This window comes from Sphingomonas sp. Sphisp66 (genome assembly GCF_047324325.1).
In the GTDB taxonomy this organism is placed as follows: Bacteria; Pseudomonadota; Alphaproteobacteria; order Sphingomonadales; family Sphingomonadaceae; genus Sphingomonas.
Genome location: NZ_CP168508.1, coordinates 2,039,966 through 2,055,170, shown reverse-complemented (window position 1 = coordinate 2,055,170; position 15,205 = coordinate 2,039,966). Strand labels below are relative to the sequence as shown.

12 protein-coding genes are annotated in these 15,205 nt (G+C 67.0%); 3 read left to right on the top strand and 9 right to left on the bottom strand.

Going from position 1 to position 15,205, the window contains the following annotated elements:
- Positions 1 to 129: 129 nt before the first annotated feature.
- The 8 genes from ACEN8G_RS10010 to ACEN8G_RS09975 all read right to left on the bottom strand — a co-directional run bounded on the left by ACEN8G_RS10010 (position 130) and on the right by ACEN8G_RS09975 (position 9,238).
- On the bottom strand, positions 130 to 1,014 hold the full coding sequence (locus ACEN8G_RS10010) for a phosphate ABC transporter substrate-binding protein (protein WP_413413946.1): 885 nt from the start codon (positions 1,012 to 1,014) through the stop codon (positions 130 to 132).
- 9 nt (positions 1,015 to 1,023) lie between these two features.
- Complete coding sequence (locus tag ACEN8G_RS10005; protein WP_413413944.1) at positions 1,024 to 2,592, bottom strand: acetolactate synthase large subunit; 1,569 nt, start codon at positions 2,590 to 2,592, stop codon at positions 1,024 to 1,026.
- A 191-nt stretch (positions 2,593 to 2,783) separates the two neighbouring features.
- A complete protein-coding gene (locus tag ACEN8G_RS10000) occupies positions 2,784 to 3,641 on the bottom strand; it encodes an HpcH/HpaI aldolase family protein (RefSeq protein WP_413413943.1) in 858 nt (285 codons plus the stop codon).
- Complete coding sequence (locus ACEN8G_RS09995; RefSeq protein ID WP_413413942.1) at positions 3,641 to 4,666, bottom strand: protocatechuate 3,4-dioxygenase; 1,026 nt, start codon at positions 4,664 to 4,666, stop codon at positions 3,641 to 3,643. The genes ACEN8G_RS10000 and ACEN8G_RS09995 overlap by 1 nt, the downstream gene beginning before the upstream one ends.
- Before the next feature lie 4 nt (positions 4,667 to 4,670).
- The gene (locus ACEN8G_RS09990; RefSeq protein WP_413413941.1) at positions 4,671 to 5,975 is read right to left on the bottom strand and encodes an MFS transporter; all 1,305 of its coding nucleotides are present in this window, start codon (positions 5,973 to 5,975) and stop codon (positions 4,671 to 4,673) included.
- 30 nt (positions 5,976 to 6,005) lie between these two features.
- Complete coding sequence (locus ACEN8G_RS09985) at positions 6,006 to 6,881, bottom strand: amidohydrolase family protein (RefSeq protein WP_413413940.1); 876 nt, start codon at positions 6,879 to 6,881, stop codon at positions 6,006 to 6,008.
- Between the two features lie 219 nt (positions 6,882 to 7,100).
- Positions 7,101 to 8,120, bottom strand: coding sequence for an amidohydrolase family protein (locus tag ACEN8G_RS09980; protein WP_413419424.1), 1,020 nt, complete (start codon positions 8,118 to 8,120; stop codon positions 7,101 to 7,103).
- Between the two features lie 125 nt (positions 8,121 to 8,245).
- Positions 8,246 to 9,238, bottom strand: coding sequence for an ABC transporter substrate-binding protein (locus ACEN8G_RS09975; protein WP_413415420.1), 993 nt, complete (start codon positions 9,236 to 9,238; stop codon positions 8,246 to 8,248).
- Between the two features lie 455 nt (positions 9,239 to 9,693).
- Between ACEN8G_RS09975 and ACEN8G_RS09970 the strand changes: the two genes are divergently transcribed.
- Positions 9,694 to 10,932, top strand: a complete 1,239-nt coding sequence (locus tag ACEN8G_RS09970) for a LysR family transcriptional regulator (protein WP_413415419.1) — start codon at positions 9,694 to 9,696, stop codon at positions 10,930 to 10,932.
- A 5-nt stretch (positions 10,933 to 10,937) separates the two neighbouring features.
- Positions 10,938 to 12,050, top strand: coding sequence for a lactonase family protein (locus ACEN8G_RS09965; RefSeq protein ID WP_413415418.1), 1,113 nt, complete (start codon positions 10,938 to 10,940; stop codon positions 12,048 to 12,050).
- Here the strand turns inward: ACEN8G_RS09965 and ACEN8G_RS09960 are convergent.
- Positions 12,047 to 13,300, bottom strand: a complete 1,254-nt coding sequence (locus ACEN8G_RS09960) for an MFS transporter (RefSeq protein WP_413415417.1) — start codon at positions 13,298 to 13,300, stop codon at positions 12,047 to 12,049. The genes ACEN8G_RS09965 and ACEN8G_RS09960 overlap by 4 nt on opposite strands.
- A 114-nt stretch (positions 13,301 to 13,414) precedes the next feature.
- Between ACEN8G_RS09960 and ACEN8G_RS09955 the strand changes: the two genes are divergently transcribed.
- Positions 13,415 to 15,112 carry a thiamine pyrophosphate-binding protein gene (locus ACEN8G_RS09955; RefSeq protein ID WP_413415416.1) on the top strand — a complete coding sequence of 566 codons (1,698 nt, stop codon included), beginning with the start codon at positions 13,415 to 13,417 and terminating at the stop codon, positions 15,110 to 15,112.
- Positions 15,113 to 15,205: the final 93 nt, after the last annotated feature.

Sequence of the window (15,205 nt, the reverse complement as noted above, 5' to 3'; positions counted from 1 at the left end):
AGGGGTTTTTCCGATTTCACCCTGCGGCCAACGAAATGGCAGTCGAGCGTCCCACCTGTCCGGCTCCTCCAAGAGAGTACGAAGCTATCGTCGGCGAGATGCGACAACCTCAAATCGCGCGTCCGAATCTCAGCTTCCCTCGCCCAGTGAGGCAGTCACGTCATCGAACAACGCATCGACCGCGATCCGGTGCGGGATGATCTTCTGCTCCAGCGCCCAGTCGATCGCCAGCTGGATGCCCTTACGGTTCGCCTCCAGCCCGATCGGCGGATAGACCGCCGGCACCCCGCCCTCGGTCGCGGCGCGGCTCTCGACCAGCATGCGGAAGATCTCGCGCACCACATCCGGCCGCTCGCGCGACAAGCTCTCATGCACCACGAACATGTGGTTGATGCACACCACGCCCTCGCGGGCATACCAGTCCTTCGCCGCCTCGAACGGGTGCGGCACCAGATACTCCACCCGCGGATCCTTGGGCAGGTCGACCCCCTGCAGCGTCGCCGCCAGCTCGCCGTCGAGCATCATCTGGCCGATGTCCGATCCCTTGGGCAGCGCCTCGACATTGGCCGGGTCGCGATATTCGAGTAGATGCCCTTCGCCGACCTTGCACCAGGTCACCTTGTCGAGATCGACGCCATATTCGTGCTGCAGGATGCCGCGGATCCAGAGGCCCGTGGTCTGCGCATAGCTGCGCACCCCCACCCGCTTGCCCTCGATATCCTTGGGGTTCAGGTGGCCGAAGTCGCGGTTGAACCCGGCGCAATGATGCTGGAAGCGGCCATTGACCGGGATCGGCAGCGCCACCCACGGCTTGCCGTGGATCTTGGCCTGCAGCAGCGTGACGATCGCCAGCTCGCCGCAGTCATAAGCGCCCTCGCGCAGCATCGCCTTGAAGCCGTTATGCGCCTGGGGCGGCCCGCAGAAATCGAGCTCGACAAGATCGGACGTGACGCGCCCGTCGCGCATCGCCTTGGTGACCGGATAGTCGGCCAGGTTGGTCTTCAGCTTCAGCACGTCAGCCCCTCACTTCAGCAGCACTTCGATCAGCACCGGTCCGTCCGCGCGAACCGAGTCCGTCAGTGCCTTGTGAAAATCCTCCGCGGTGGTGACACGCTTCGACGGCACGCCCATGCTGGTGCCCATCGCGACCCAGTCGATCCGCGGATTGTCGATATCGATCATCGCCATCGCCTGCGGCCCGATCTCGGTGCCGGCGCCCATGTTCGTGTATTCGGCCTTGAGGATCGCGTATTGGTGGTTGGCGTAGATGATCGTGGTGACCGGCAGCTGCTCGCGCGCCTGCGTCCAGAGCGACTGGATCGTGTACATCGCACTGCCGTCACCCACCATGCAGAAGGTCCGCCGGTCCGGGCAGGCCATCGCCGCGCCGGTGGCGACCGGCGTGCCATAGCCGATCGAACCGCCCATATTGTTGATCAGGTCGTGCGGGAGTGCGCCCATGGTCAGCCCCATCGACTCGCGCCCGGTGGTGAGCGATTCATCGACGACGATGCAGTTCTCGGGGATCGCCGCGGCGATTGCATGCGCGATGCTGATCGGATTGAGCGCGCCCTGCGGCACCGGCGTGTCGACGCGCTGCTGGATCAGCGGCGCGGTGTCTTTCAGCCCGAGCGCATCGATCAGCATCTCGAAGGCGAGCTCGCTGTCCTCATCCATATCGACCAGCCCGTGCACCAGCGTGCCCGGCGCCTTGAGCAGGCTCGGCTTGTCGGGATAGGCGAAGAAGGCGACCGGCTCCTTGGTCTCCGCCGTGATCAGATGCTTGAAGTCCTTGAGGAAGGCCGAACCCGGTGCCACCGCATAGGGGATGCGCTCGATCGGCACGCGCCCGGCACCGCGCTCGATCCGTGCAGTGAAGAACTGGCTGCCGAGCCGGCAGCCGGTGCCGGCCGCGATCCTGCCCGCCAGCTCGAGCGCGCGGCCGCGCGTCGCCTTGTTGGCGAGGATCAACAGTGCCGGCTCGCCCGAGCGCAGCACCTTGGCGACCTCGTCGATCCGCGCCTGGTCCGGCGCACGACGACCCGGCGGCGGCGCGGCGGGCAGCACGCGCTCGCCCGCATCCTGCCAGGCGGTGTCGCCGGGCAGGATCAGTGTGGCGATCTGCCCCGGATGCTCGCTCGCCTTGGCGACGGCAGTCGCCGCGTCCCAGGCGATCGAGCGCGCGCTCTCGGCCCGGCGCACCCAATGGCTGAGCGGCCGGGCCAGCCCTTCGATATCCGAAGTCAGCGGTGGATCGTACTTGAGGTGCGAAGCCGAATGCTCGCCGACGATATTGACCATGCCCACGCTGGCACGCTTGGCGTTATGGATATTGGCGAGGCCGTTGGCGAGGCCCGGGCCGAGGTGGAGCAAGGTCGAGGCCGGCTTGTCCTTCATCCGGTACCAGCCATCCGCCGCACCGGTGCACACCCCTTCGAACAGGCAAAGCACGCTCTTCATCCGCGGATTCTCGAGCGCCGCCAGGAAATGCATTTCGGAGGTGCCGGGGTTGGCGAAGCAAACTTCGACGCCCTGATCCGCCAGCGTATTCACCAGCGACTCGGCGCCGTTCATCTTGGGTCCCGCAGTCATTTGACGGGGGTGCCACTTCCAGGGCGACGGGGCGCAATCGGAATGGACTGGAGGGCGATAAGTTCGCTTGGAATCTCCCTCCCCCAAAAACCGTCATCCCCGCGAAGGCGGGGATCCAGGGTCACAAGCGACGACGCCCTTGGCTCTGGATCCCAGCCTTCGCGGGGATGACGATGGTTGGTTGGAGAGGATTAGTACCCCGCCAGTTCCCTCCCCTGGCCCACAACCCCATAGCTCCGCGTCGGCGCGCTCATCAGGAACTTGTACCCTTCCCCGATCAGCCGCTCGACATTCTTCGCGTTGGTGTGCGGGTTGCCGACCGCGACGCCATGCTTGTGGCAGACCTCGACGATCCGGTTCATCGCGCTGACCACTTCGGGATGCTCGTACTGGCGCGGATAGCCCAGTGCCTGCGACAGATCCCCCTCGCCGATCAGCACCAGCCCGATACCAGGCACGTTCGCCAGGATATCGTCGAGATTCTCGATCGCCTCAGGGCTCTCGCACATCATGCCGACCAGGATTTCGCCATGCGGTGCCAGCGGCCACACATCGGCGCGGGCATAATAGTCCTGCATCGCCAGGCCCCAGTAGCGCGCCGCGCTCGCCGGCCCGTCGCCGCGCACGCCCTTCGGTTCATACAACGCCGCGCCCGTCGGCTTCGCATAGCGGCACGAGGCGACCATGTTATAGGCCTGCTCCATCGTCGAGACATGCGGCGTGATCACACCGTACACCCCGCGATCGAGCACCTGCTTGGCCTGGAACTGGTTCATCTCTGCGCCGTTCGCCGGGATGCGCGCGATCGGCGTCACCGAAGGCGCAATCGATCCGGTCTCGGCGATCTTCTTGCGGTTGAGCATGTACTGGAGCGCATCGCCCAGCCCCGCCACGTCGTACGGGTTGTGCTCCATCTCGAAGACCACGCCGTCATAGGGCGCGTCGGTCATTTCCTGCGCGGTGAGCTTGTCGACCTTGGTGAAGCAGGTGAAGGCCGGCTTGCCCGCTTCGAACGCGCGAATGATTCCGTTGAGGCGTTCCGCCGCCATTATGCCGCTTCCTTCTTCTTCGCTGCGGTGACTGCCGGATCCCAGTACATGAAGCCCATGCCCTCGCCCGTGCCTGCGGCGGTGCGCCAGCAGGGGATATAGTCGACCAGGGTCATCTCGGCGCCGGTGTGCTGGAGCGCCATCATCACGATCGAGTAGATCTTCACTTCGCTCGTGCCCGATTGGTAATAGCCGTCCGGGATCGCCGCGAGCCCATCATAGTCGTAGCTGGCCAGCATCCCCATCACGCGCCGGTCGAATTCCTCGTCATTGACGAAGTGCGAGAGCCCCCCGCTGGCGATCACTGCCACGCGGACATCCTCGGGCCAGGCCTCGATCGCGTCGCGCAGCACCCGGCCGAACTGGATGCAGCGTGCCATCGAAGGCTGGGTCGGCGGGTAGAAGAGGTTGAACAGCACCGGCACATGGCGCGGCACCTGGTCGCCCATGATCTGGTGATAGACGAAGCTGTAGGCGTGGGGCACGACCGGATAGTCAGGCGCATAGCCCTGGCGCGAGGCCATCCAGCTGTTCTGAGGCCAGGCCTGCAGATCGTTCAGGTCGAAGCCCTGGTCCTGGAAGGTCTCGATCAGATAGGTCGCCAGCTGCGGATAGGCCTGGTGCACGACATGATGGTCGGGCGCGTAGACTGGGCGCTGGGGCGGGCCGTTATGCACCTCCTCGCCGGTGTAGATGGTGATCGACGGCGACTGGTCGGGCCAGATCTCCTTCTGGTCCTTGCCCAGCACGATCACCACGTCGGGCGCGGCGCGCTTGTACGCCTCGGCCATCTCGTCGAGCGCCGCGCGGCAGCGCCCCGCCCGTTCGGTGCGCTCTTCCAGCGTCAGGAACGGCTCGAACGCGGCGCCGCGCTCGGCTTCCAGCTCGGGATAGGTCCAGGTGCGGTTGCGGTACCAGAGCTCGGGGTTCTTGCGATCCCGCTCGCCATTGTTGAGCCAGTCCTCCGGGGCCTGGCCCAGCATGCCGCTGTGCGGCACGCACATTCCGAAAACGATCTTAGCCACGAGATTACTCCACAGTCTCGGTCACGCGCGGCGCCCATTCGGGCCGCAGCAAAATCCAGCACGCCAGCGCGCCCACCAGCAGGAACACGAAGATCACCAGCATCGGCAGCTCGTAATCGCCGCTCACATGCAGCAGCCATCCGGAGAGGCTGGCCGCCACCCCGCCGGCCAAGCTGGTCGCCACCTGCTGCACGCCGGTCACCAGCCCGATCGCCGGCTTGGGGATGAGGGTGAGACGGCACAGCGCCAGGTTGTTGGCGGTGGCCAGGCCAAGGAACGACAGCGAGAACACGTTCCAGAACAGCGCCCAGCCAAGCGAGGTCGCCCAGGCGCCGAGCAGCACGGTGCAGGCGCCGATGAAGCCGGCGATGACGAAGGCCTTGCGCACCAGCACCGGATTGCCGCCGCGCGCGATGATCCGGTCCGCGGTCCAGCCCGCGATCACCGCGACGATCGCGATCCCGGCGAAGCTGAAGAAGGTGTAGAGGCCCGACTTCTCCAGGCTCAGCCCGCGCTGCTCGACCAGATAGGCCGGCATCCAGGTCATGCAGTAGAAGGTGAAATAGCCGTAGCAGAAGTTGACGATCATCGCCCCCCACACGACCGGGCTTTTGAGGATCGAGGCGAAGGTGACCGACGATGCCGCCTTGCGCGCCGCCGCCTTGGCCTCGCCGCCCTTGGGCATGTCGTTCCGGACCATCAGCAGCCAGGGCACCAGCCACACCAGCCCGATCAGGCCGGTGAGCAGGAACATCAGCCGCCAGTCGTAATTGACGATCAGCCACGACGCGACCGGCGCGCCGATCGCCGGGCCGAACTTGTTACCCATGGTGAAGATGCCGACGGCGGTGCCGCTCTCGCCTTCGCTGAAATTGTTGCGGATCCAGCGGTAGCTCGCCGGCATCACGATCGCCTCTGCCGCGCCGACGATCACGCGCATCAGGATCAGCGCCATCAACGTGCCGACCAGCCCGGTCGCCGCCGTCGCCACGCACCACAAGGCGAAGCACACCGTATAGGGCGTCTTCACGCCGTAGCGGTCGACCAGCCAGCCCATCGGAATTTGGACTAGGCCATAGGACCAGAAGAACATCGCGCCGATCATGCCGCGATCGGTGTCGCTCAGGCTGAAATGCGCCTTGAAGGGCGGATCGGCCATCGCGGTCGAGATGCTGGTGCGGTCGACAAAGGCGATCAACACCCCGATCGCCAGCAGGAACAGGATCGACCAGCGCGTCGCCGCATCGAGCGCCACGGGCTTGGCCCGGGCTGCCGGGGGCGCCTCGGCCGGGTTGATCGTCTGGGCCATGTTACTCTCCTGTCTCGGCGCGCTGCGGTCTCATGCCGCTTCGGTCTTCGCGCCGACGTCTCGCAATTGGGGATACAGCGACTGGGCGGTGCGCGCGAAGACCCATTCGCGGTCCTCGCCCGAGAGGCTCGCCAGCCGCGCCTCGGCGGTCGCCCGGATCTCGGCGAGCGTGCCTGGCGAGGTCGGGTGGTTGGAGCCCCAGGCCAGCCGCTTCGCGCCGAACACTTCGGTCAGTTTGGGAAACCAGGTATCGGGCGTGGCAGCGCCCTTGGTGCTGTCGCCCATGATGCGCGGGGTGAGCTTCATGTAGATGTTCTCCACCGGCGCGAGCTCGAACAGGCTGGAGGCTAACGTATAGGGCGGGCCATCGGTGACATCGGGGCGTCCGAGGTGATCAAGGATGATCGGCACCTTGGGGAAGCGCTTCGCCAGCGCGGTGACGGCGGGCAGGCCCACCGGGCCGGTCTGGATGCACATGGTCAGCCCCAGCTCGCCGAGCAGCTCCCAGGCGGGATAGGCGCGCGGATCGTCCAGTTCGGAGGGGTCGAACTCCTTGGTGGAGCCCCCGGTGAACACGCGAAGACCGGCCAGGCCCCTGGCCACCCAATCCTTGATCACGGTCGCCGCGTCGGGCGCCAGCACGTCGACCGAGCCCACCGCGATCAGCCGGTCGGGGTAGCGATTGCAGGCATCGACGACATAGCTGTTGTCAAAACCGTACGTCGTCGACGAATGCACCACCGCCGCCTTGGCCACGCCCGCCGCGTCCATCTGCTCGATCAGCGTCTCGACAGTGGAGGGCCGCTCCTGCGACCAGTCGGAGCGCTTGCCGAACAAGGGCGCGGGCGGATAGCGGCCCTCATCGTCCGAGATCACGTGCGGATGGATATCGATAAACTGGGGCATGCCCACTCCCGGAAATTCGTCTTTCTGGGAATCTGCATCTGCCCAATCGCCGGGCCCGAATAGTTGAAGCTGCGTGGCGGGGGATAAGTTTCGGGGGTGAAGGAAACCGCCCCCTTCCCTCCAGAATCGTCATCCCGGCGGAAGCCGGGATCTCGTGCGGCCCTTGTCCTGCAAGTCGCCTGAGATCCCGGCTTCCGCCGGGATGACGGATTTTGGGTTTTAGAGCCCCCGGCTCTTCAGCAGCTTGTCCAGCGCCGGATACACCCGCCGCGCATTGCCCTCGAATATCTTGGCCTTGTCCTCGGCGCTCAGCGGCAGCGCGTCGACATAGCGTTTGGTGTCGTCGAAATATTCGCCGGTGTTAGGATCGCGCCCGCGCACCGCGCCGATCATCTCCGATCCGAACAGCACATTGTCCGCCGGGATCACCTTGGTCAGCAGCTCGACGCCGGGCAAATGATAGACACAGGTATCGAAGAAGATGTTGTCGAGCAGCCCCTCGAGCGGACGGTCGCGCATCTCCAGGCTCATGCCGCGATAGCGCCCCCAGTGATAGGGCACCGCGCCGCCGCCATGCGGGATCACCAGCCGCAGCGTCGGGAAGTCCTTGAACAGGTCCGACTGGAGGATCTGCATGAACACGCTGGTATCGGCGTTGATGTAATGCGCGCCGGTGCCGTGGAAATTGGGGTTACACGACGCGGCGACGTGCACCATGCCGGGCACGTCCAGTTCGCACATCGCCTCGAACAGCGGATACCATTCCTTGTCGGTGAAGGGCTTGCCGGTCCAGTATCCGCCGGTCGGGTCCGGGTTCACGTTGACGCCGACAAAACCCATCTCGACGATGCGCTTGAGCTCGGGGATCGAGTTCTTCGGCGGCGCGCCCGGCGACTGGGGCAGCATGCCCACCGGCACGAAGTTGTCGGGGTACATCTCGGTCACCCGCTTCACGAGGTCGTTCGAGATAGCCGCCCATTCCAGGCTGGTGCGCTCATTGCCGAGATGGTGGCTCATCAGCCCGGCGATCGGCGAGAACAGGGTCAGGTCGCTGCCGCGCTCCTGCTGGAGCCGGAGCTGGCCGCCCTCGATCCCCTCTCGGATCTGGTCGTCGCCCACATGCGCTTCGGCCAGGCTCGGCGCATTGGCAGGATCGTTGGCGGCCGCCACCTGGCGCTCGCGGAATTCGCGGAAGCTCTTGGGGACGGTGGTGAAATGGCCGTGGCAATCGATGATCATGTTTTCTTCTCTGCTCCCCTCCCTGGAAGGGAGGGGCTGGGGGTGGGTGGCTCTCCACGAGCCGAAACGCCCGGGGTGGCCAACCCACCCCCGCCCCCTCCCTTCCAGGGAGGGGAGAATTGCGCCTAAGCCTCCGCGCGAACCGGCGCCTTCGCGGGATCGACGAACAGCTCGTCCATCGACATGCGGCGAGGCGTCAGCCCCTGCTCGAAGGCGGTCTTCTCCAGCGCCTCGATCGTCGGGCGGTTCGCCTCGATCCCGTAGGGCAGCGGATCGGGGCCGACGATCTTCTGCAGCGCGCGATACTTGTCGGCGCCGGCACCCGTCGCCTCGCCCGAGTTGAGCTTGGCCAGCCACTCCTCCTTGGCACGGGTGAAGGCATCGTTGAGCGAGCGCGCCACCCAGGGATGCTCGGCGAGGATGGAGTCCTTCACCACGATCGTGCCGTGCATCGGATAGACGCCGGTGCGGGCGTAATATTCGGCCTCGGCCGCCTCGGCGTTCGGCATCAGATCGGGATAGTTCGCCTCGACTTCCTGCCAGCCGCCCGTGGGTGCGCCGGTGCGGCCGATGCCCGCCGCAGCCTCCACGCCCGCATCCAGCTCGCCCCTGGCGATCATCTCGGCGAGCGAGGTGCCTTCGGGGGCATGGATCACGTTCGAGGGCAGCTTGAGCTGCGTCACATGCTCCTCGTCATCGACCACCCAGGTGACCTTGGAATTGTCCAGGCCATATTCGTCGATGAACACCTGGCGGATCCACACCCCGGTGGTCACCGAATAGGCGCGCACGCCGACGCGCTTGCCCTCCAGGTCCTTGGGCGTCTTGATGCCGAGCTCGGGCCGCACGAGCATGCCCGAATGGTGGAAGCGCCGCACCACGAAGATCGGCAGCGCGACGAACGGCGCGCCATAGGCGCGGGCGATGATATAGGTGGTCGGCGCCAGCTCGCACACGTCGAACTCGACGTCGCGGACCATCCGACGGAACGCGCCGATCTGCGGCTTCACCGTGGCGATCTCGGCGTCGACGCCCTCGATCTCGATGCTGCCGTCGCGAATGGCGGACGTGTGCGGATGCTCCGCGATCGCCATTTTCAGATGTACCTTGCCCGCCACTTCACTGCTCTCCTGGAAACCCGACGGCACCGCGTGCCTGTTCGCCGCCAGAAGCCGCCGATCGCGCGGCAAGGTCAACGCGGCCGGAGCAATTCTTGGGGTGGCGGGACCATTTCCTATCGCCGCCAGCCGATAGATTTGCGGCGCAGGGGTATAAGTTTTGCGCCGATTGTTGCGATAAATTACATGTCGAGAAGCCGATTGCGCTGCAGCGCAGCATGACCGCTGAACGCAGATCCTGATGCGGGCGCCGCATATCGATTTTCCATCACCTTCTCAAAAGGATATCAGCAATCAGAAGGCGCAAACCGACCATGGGTTCGCACGATATTCAGCCCCTCCCCGGCACCGAAAATGCCGCAAGCGCGCCAAGCCAGCGATAAGAAACGCGCCCGTCGGACCCATTTCTATGCGCCCCCGAACGCGATAAGAATGGCGTTCGGAGAGGAACGATAATGACCGACATGGACCCGGGATCGCGCGCCGAATCGCTGAGCTTTCGGCAATTGAAACTGTTCGAGAGCGTCGGCCGGCTGAACAGCGTCCGCCGCGCTTCGGAGGAGTGCAACCTGTCGCAGCCCGCCGTCACCCAGGCGCTCGCCAAGCTCGAGCATCAGGTGGGCGTCGTTCTGCTCGAGCGCCGTGCCAGCGGCTCCTATCTCAACGAGCTGGGCGACATCTTCCATCGCCGCGTCACCCGCGTCTTCGCCCAGATCGAGCAGGCGCTGGTCGATCTGGCGGTACCCGGCGGCCGCGAAGGCGCCGCAGTGATCGCGCGCCGCATCTCCAAGAGCCAGGCGCGCAGCCTGATCGCCATCGTCGAGACCGGCTCCTTTGCCCAGGCGGCCGAGGCGCTGGGGCTCAGCCAGGCCTCGCTCCAGCGCGCCGCGCGCGACCTGGAGGGGAACCTCCGCAAGTCGCTCTATTATCGCACCGCCGCCGGCGTGATGGTCACCCCCACCGGCGTCGAGTTCGGCCGCAAGATCAAGCTCGCCACGCAGGAAATCGAGTGGGGCATCAAGGAGATCGACGCGGCGCTCGGCAATGCCAGCAGCCAGATCGCGATCGGCGCGATGCCGTTCGGCGGCTCGGTGCTGCTCGCCTCGGTGCTCGACGAGTTCGTCACCTCGCATCCGCGCGCCGATGTGAAGATCGTCAACGAAAGCGCGCCCGAGATGCTCAAGCGCCTGCGCGCCGGCGATGTCGATTTCGTCATCGGCCTCGTCCAGGAGACGGTGGCCGAGGACCTGACCAACCAGGCGCTCGCCAAGACGCCCTATACGATCGTCGCCCGCCGCGGCCACAAGCTGGCGCGCAAGGGCAAGGTCAGCGTCGAGGACCTGCTGCAATATGAGTGGGTGGTCGGCACGCCCGGCGCCGCAAGGCGGGCCTGTTTCGAGCGGCTGTTCGCCGGCGGCCCCGGCCCCAAGGCCTCTATCGCCACCTGCTCGCTGCCGGTGATCCGCCACCTGATCGCGCGCAGCGAGCGGCTGACGCTGGTGACCTCCTATGAGCTGAAGCATGAGGATGACGCGCTCGTGCCCATCGACTTCGGCGAGATCGAGCCTGCCCCGTCGATCGGCATCACCATGCGCGCCGACTGGCTGCCGACCCAGCTCCACCTCGATTTCATCGAGCTGCTCCGCCGCCACATGGCCGAAGTCGGCATCCATCCGCTCAAGAAAGCCAGCTGACCTTCATGACCCTCGACCTTAGCCGCCGCCGCTTCGCCGGCGCGGCGCTGCTCACGCTCGCTTTGCCCGCCGCCGCCAAACCGGCGAAGCGCGCGCCGCGCGTCTATATCGGCACCCAGGGCAAGGCGATCGTCTCGGCCCGGTTCGACAGCCGCACCGGCACACTGTCCGCGCTCGACACCGCCGCGCAGGTAGAACGCCCGACCTGGGTGATCGCGCATCCGTCCAAGCCACTGCTCTATGCGGTAAGCGAGACCGGCACGCCCGGCACCAGCCAGGGCAAGGTGTTCGGCTTCGCAGCCGATGCCACCGGCGCGTTGCGCCCGCTTGCCGGCCCGGACTCGGGTGGCGCAGGGCCGACGCATCTGGCGCTCGATGCGGTAAGCGGCACGCTGTTCGCCGCGCATTACGGCAGCGGCCATGTCGCCGCGCTGCCGATCGGCGCGAACGGCGCGCCCGGATCGGCCTCCTCGGTACAGGTGGACACAGGCTCCGGCCCCAGCCCGCGCCAGAAGGGCCCGCACGCGCATGGATCGGCGCTGCATCCCTCCGGCAAGGTCCTCGCCGTCGCCGATCTCGGCGCCGACCGGGTGTTCCTCTATGGCTTCGACCGCAGGACGCGCACGCTCGCGCCCAACTCCGCGACGATCGAAGTCCCCGCCGGCCATGGCCCGCGCCATCTCGCCTTCGATGCCGCGGGCAAGTTCCTGTTCCTGATCACCGAGCTTGTGCCCGAGCTGCGCGTCTATCGCTGGAACGCCGGCAAGCCCGAGCTGGTCGAGACGCTTTCCACGCTCGCCGCGCCGCTGGAGAAGGCAAGCGGCGCCGAAATCCGCCTCAGCGAGGATGGCCGCTTCGTCTATGTCTCGAACCGGGTGGAAGACAGCATCGCCGGCTATGCGATCGGCGCCGACGGCAAGCTGCGCGAAGTCACTCGGGTGACGGCCGACAAGACGCCGTGGAGCTTCACCTTGGCGCCCGGCGGCCGCTGGCTGCTCGCGACCAACCAGGGCGCGGGCACGGTCACCGTCCATGCCCGCGATCCTAAGACCGGGGTGATCGTCCCCGCCAGCCACTCGCTCGCGGTGGAAAAGCCGACCAGCCTCGCCTTTCTCTAGCGCTTGACCTCGAAGGTCTTCGCGTTGCGCAGCGACGGGAACCAGTGCGCCCAGAGCAGGGTGATGCCGATCGCGCCCACCCCGCCCGCGATCACCGCCGCGACTGGGCCGATCAGCGCGGCGAGGAAGCCGGACTCGGCCTCGCCCAGCTCGTTCGAGGCGGAGACGAACATCGACGAGACCGCGCCCACCCGCCCGCGCATCTCGTTGGGGGTGTAGAGTTGGATCAGCGTCTGGCGGACATAGACCGAAAGCATGTCCGCCGCGCCCAGGATCGCCAGGCAGGCGAGCGACAGGGGCATCCAGCGCGACAGGCCGAAGCCCACCGTGGCGGCGCCAAAGATCGCGACCGCCCCCAGCATCTTCATGCCGACATGCTGCCGGAGCGGGCGCCAGGAGAACCACAAGGCGATCGCCATCGCGCCTACCGCCGGCGCCGCGCGCATGTGACCGAGCGCTGCGGGCCCGGCGTGGAGGATGTCGCGCGCGAAGATCGGCAGCATCGCGGTGGCGCCGCCGAGCAGCACCGCGAACAGGTCGAGCGAGATCGCGCCGAGCACCAGCTTGTTGTCGCGGACATAGGCCAGCCCCTCGATCATCTGGCGCCACGGGTTGCGCGATCCGTCGAGCATCGTCCGGGCGATCGGCCGGATCAGCATCAGGCAGACCAGGGCGGCGCCATAGGCGACCGCACTGGTGAGATAGGGGAGCGGCGCCCAGGCGGCGTAGAGATAGCCGCCCAGCGCCGGGCCGAGGATGCCGCCCACCCGGTTGCCGATCGCGTTGGTCGCGATCGCGCGCGGCAGCACTTCGGGCGGCACGAGGTTCGGTGCAAGCGCATTGAGGGCGGGCATCGAGAAGGCCCGCGTGATGCCGAGCAGCACCGCGCCGGCGAACAAGGGCGCGAGCGTCTTGCCCTCGGCCAAGGTCGCCCAGGCGAGCATGCTCGCGCAGACCAGCTGCAGCCCCAGGCAGATCCGCCCGATCAGCCGCCGATCGACCCGGTCCGCCACCCAGCCGGTGATCAGCGTCAGCACGAAGATCGGCAGGAACTGCGCCAGACCGATCAGCCCGAGCTGCAATGCCGCCGCCTTGGTGCCCATGGTCAGCCGGGCGATGTCATAGACCTGCCAGCCGACCACCACGACCATCGCGTTCTGCGCCAGGTTCGCGCAGAGCCTGCCGATCCAGAACAGACGATAGTCGCGATAGGCGAAGGGTTGCTTGGGGCGTTCCTGGGGCTGATCCATGCTGCCGGCCTAACGCGCGAAACCCCGCCGCGCCACCGAACCAAACGCCAATCCGATTGCCCGGTCGCCGGGTTCGATATGCGGGTGCGCGGCGCCCGCCTTTAGGCTGGCCGCATGAGCGAGACCCAGATCACCGGCGCGGAAGCCGCCGTCCGCATGCTTCAGCTCCACGGCGTGAAGCACATCTTCGGCCTGTGCGGCGATACCAGCCTGCCTTTCTACGACGCGCTTGCCCGGCTCGATCACGGCATGGAGCATGTCCTCACCCGCGACGAGCGGCACGCCACCTACATGGCCGATGCCTATGCCCGGGTGACCGGCCGCATCGGCATCTGCGAGGGGCCGAGCGGCGGCGGCGCCACCTATATCCTGCCCGGCGTGATCGAAGCGAATGAGAGCTCGGTCGGACTGATCTCGATCACTTCCGACGTGCCGGTCACCGCGCGCGGCCGCTATCCGCTGACCGCGCTCGACCAGAAGGCGCTGTTCGCCCCGCTGACCAAGTGGAACGGCGTCGCCGACCACGTCACCCATATCCCGAACCTGTTCCGCACCGCCTTCCGCGCCGCCAGCACCGGCCGGCCGGGTGCCGCGCATATCGGCCTGCCCTATGACCTGCAGAAGCAGGATCTCGACGCCAGCCATGTCTGGGCGCAGGCCGAGCATGGCAGCTTCCCCGCCTATCGCACCGCCCCCGATCCCGAGCTGGTCGCCGCCGCCGCGGAGGTGCTGCTGCGCGCGAGGCGCCCGGTTTTGGTCTGCGGCGGCGGCACGATCCTGTCGGGCGCCTGTGCCGAGCTGGTCCGCCTGGCGGAGCTGCTCGACGCTCCCGTCGCCTCGACGGTGAGCGGGCACGGCACCATCCCCGACAACCACCCGCTGGCGATCGGCGTGGTCGGCGCCAATGGCGGCACCGACGAGACGCGCGACGCGCTGGCCGATGCGGACATGGTCGCCTTCATCGGCTGCCGTGCCGGCTCGACCACCACCGAGCATGGCAGCGTGCCGGGGCGCGGCGTGCCGATCGTCCATATCGATATCGACCCGATGGTGGTCGGCGCCAATTATCCGGTCGAGGCCGGGCTGGTCGGCGATGCGCGCTATTGCCTGAGCGCATTGCTCGCCGAGATCGCCTTCCGCCTCGAAGGCCGTCCGCCCGACAGCGACGCCGCCCGCCGCCTTGCCGGCCTGCGCGTCGCCAAGCGCGCGCGGTTCGAGGCGCTGGCGCATTCGAGCGAACGCCCGATCCGGCCCGAGCGCGTGCTCGCCGCGATCCAGAAGGCGCTGCCGGCCGACGGCATCATCGTCGCCGATCCGGGCACGCCCTGCCCCTATTTCTCGGGCTATTTCGATTTCGACAGCACCGGCCGGCGCTTCATCACCAACCGCGCGCACGGCGCGCTCGGCTTCTCGCTGCCCGCCGCCGTGGGCGCTGCCTATGGCCGGCCGGGCGCCAAGGTGGTCGCGGCGATGGGCGATGGCAGTTTCGGCTTCGCGGTGGGCGAGCTCGAGACGATCGTGCGCAAGGGGCTGCCGATCACGCTGATCGTGTTCAGCAATTCTTCCTATGGCTGGATCAAGGCGAGCCAGAAGGACGGCTATGGCAGCCGCTTCTTCTCGGTCGACTTCAACCGATCCGACCATGCCCGCATCGCCGAGGCCTTCGGGCTCAAGGCCTGGCGCGTCGAGAATCCCACCGAGCTCGACGCGGTAATCGCCGCCGCGATCCGCCATGACGGGCCGAGCCTGGTCGATGTGATCAGCCAGCCGCTGGAGGAATCCGCGGTGCCGGTGAGCAAATGGATGGGGTGAAATTCCCTTTCCATTTGGGAGAGGGAGGGAGCGCTGGAGGCGCGGAAGGGTGAGGGTCGACTGTCCGTTCGACCCTCACCCTTCCCACTCGGC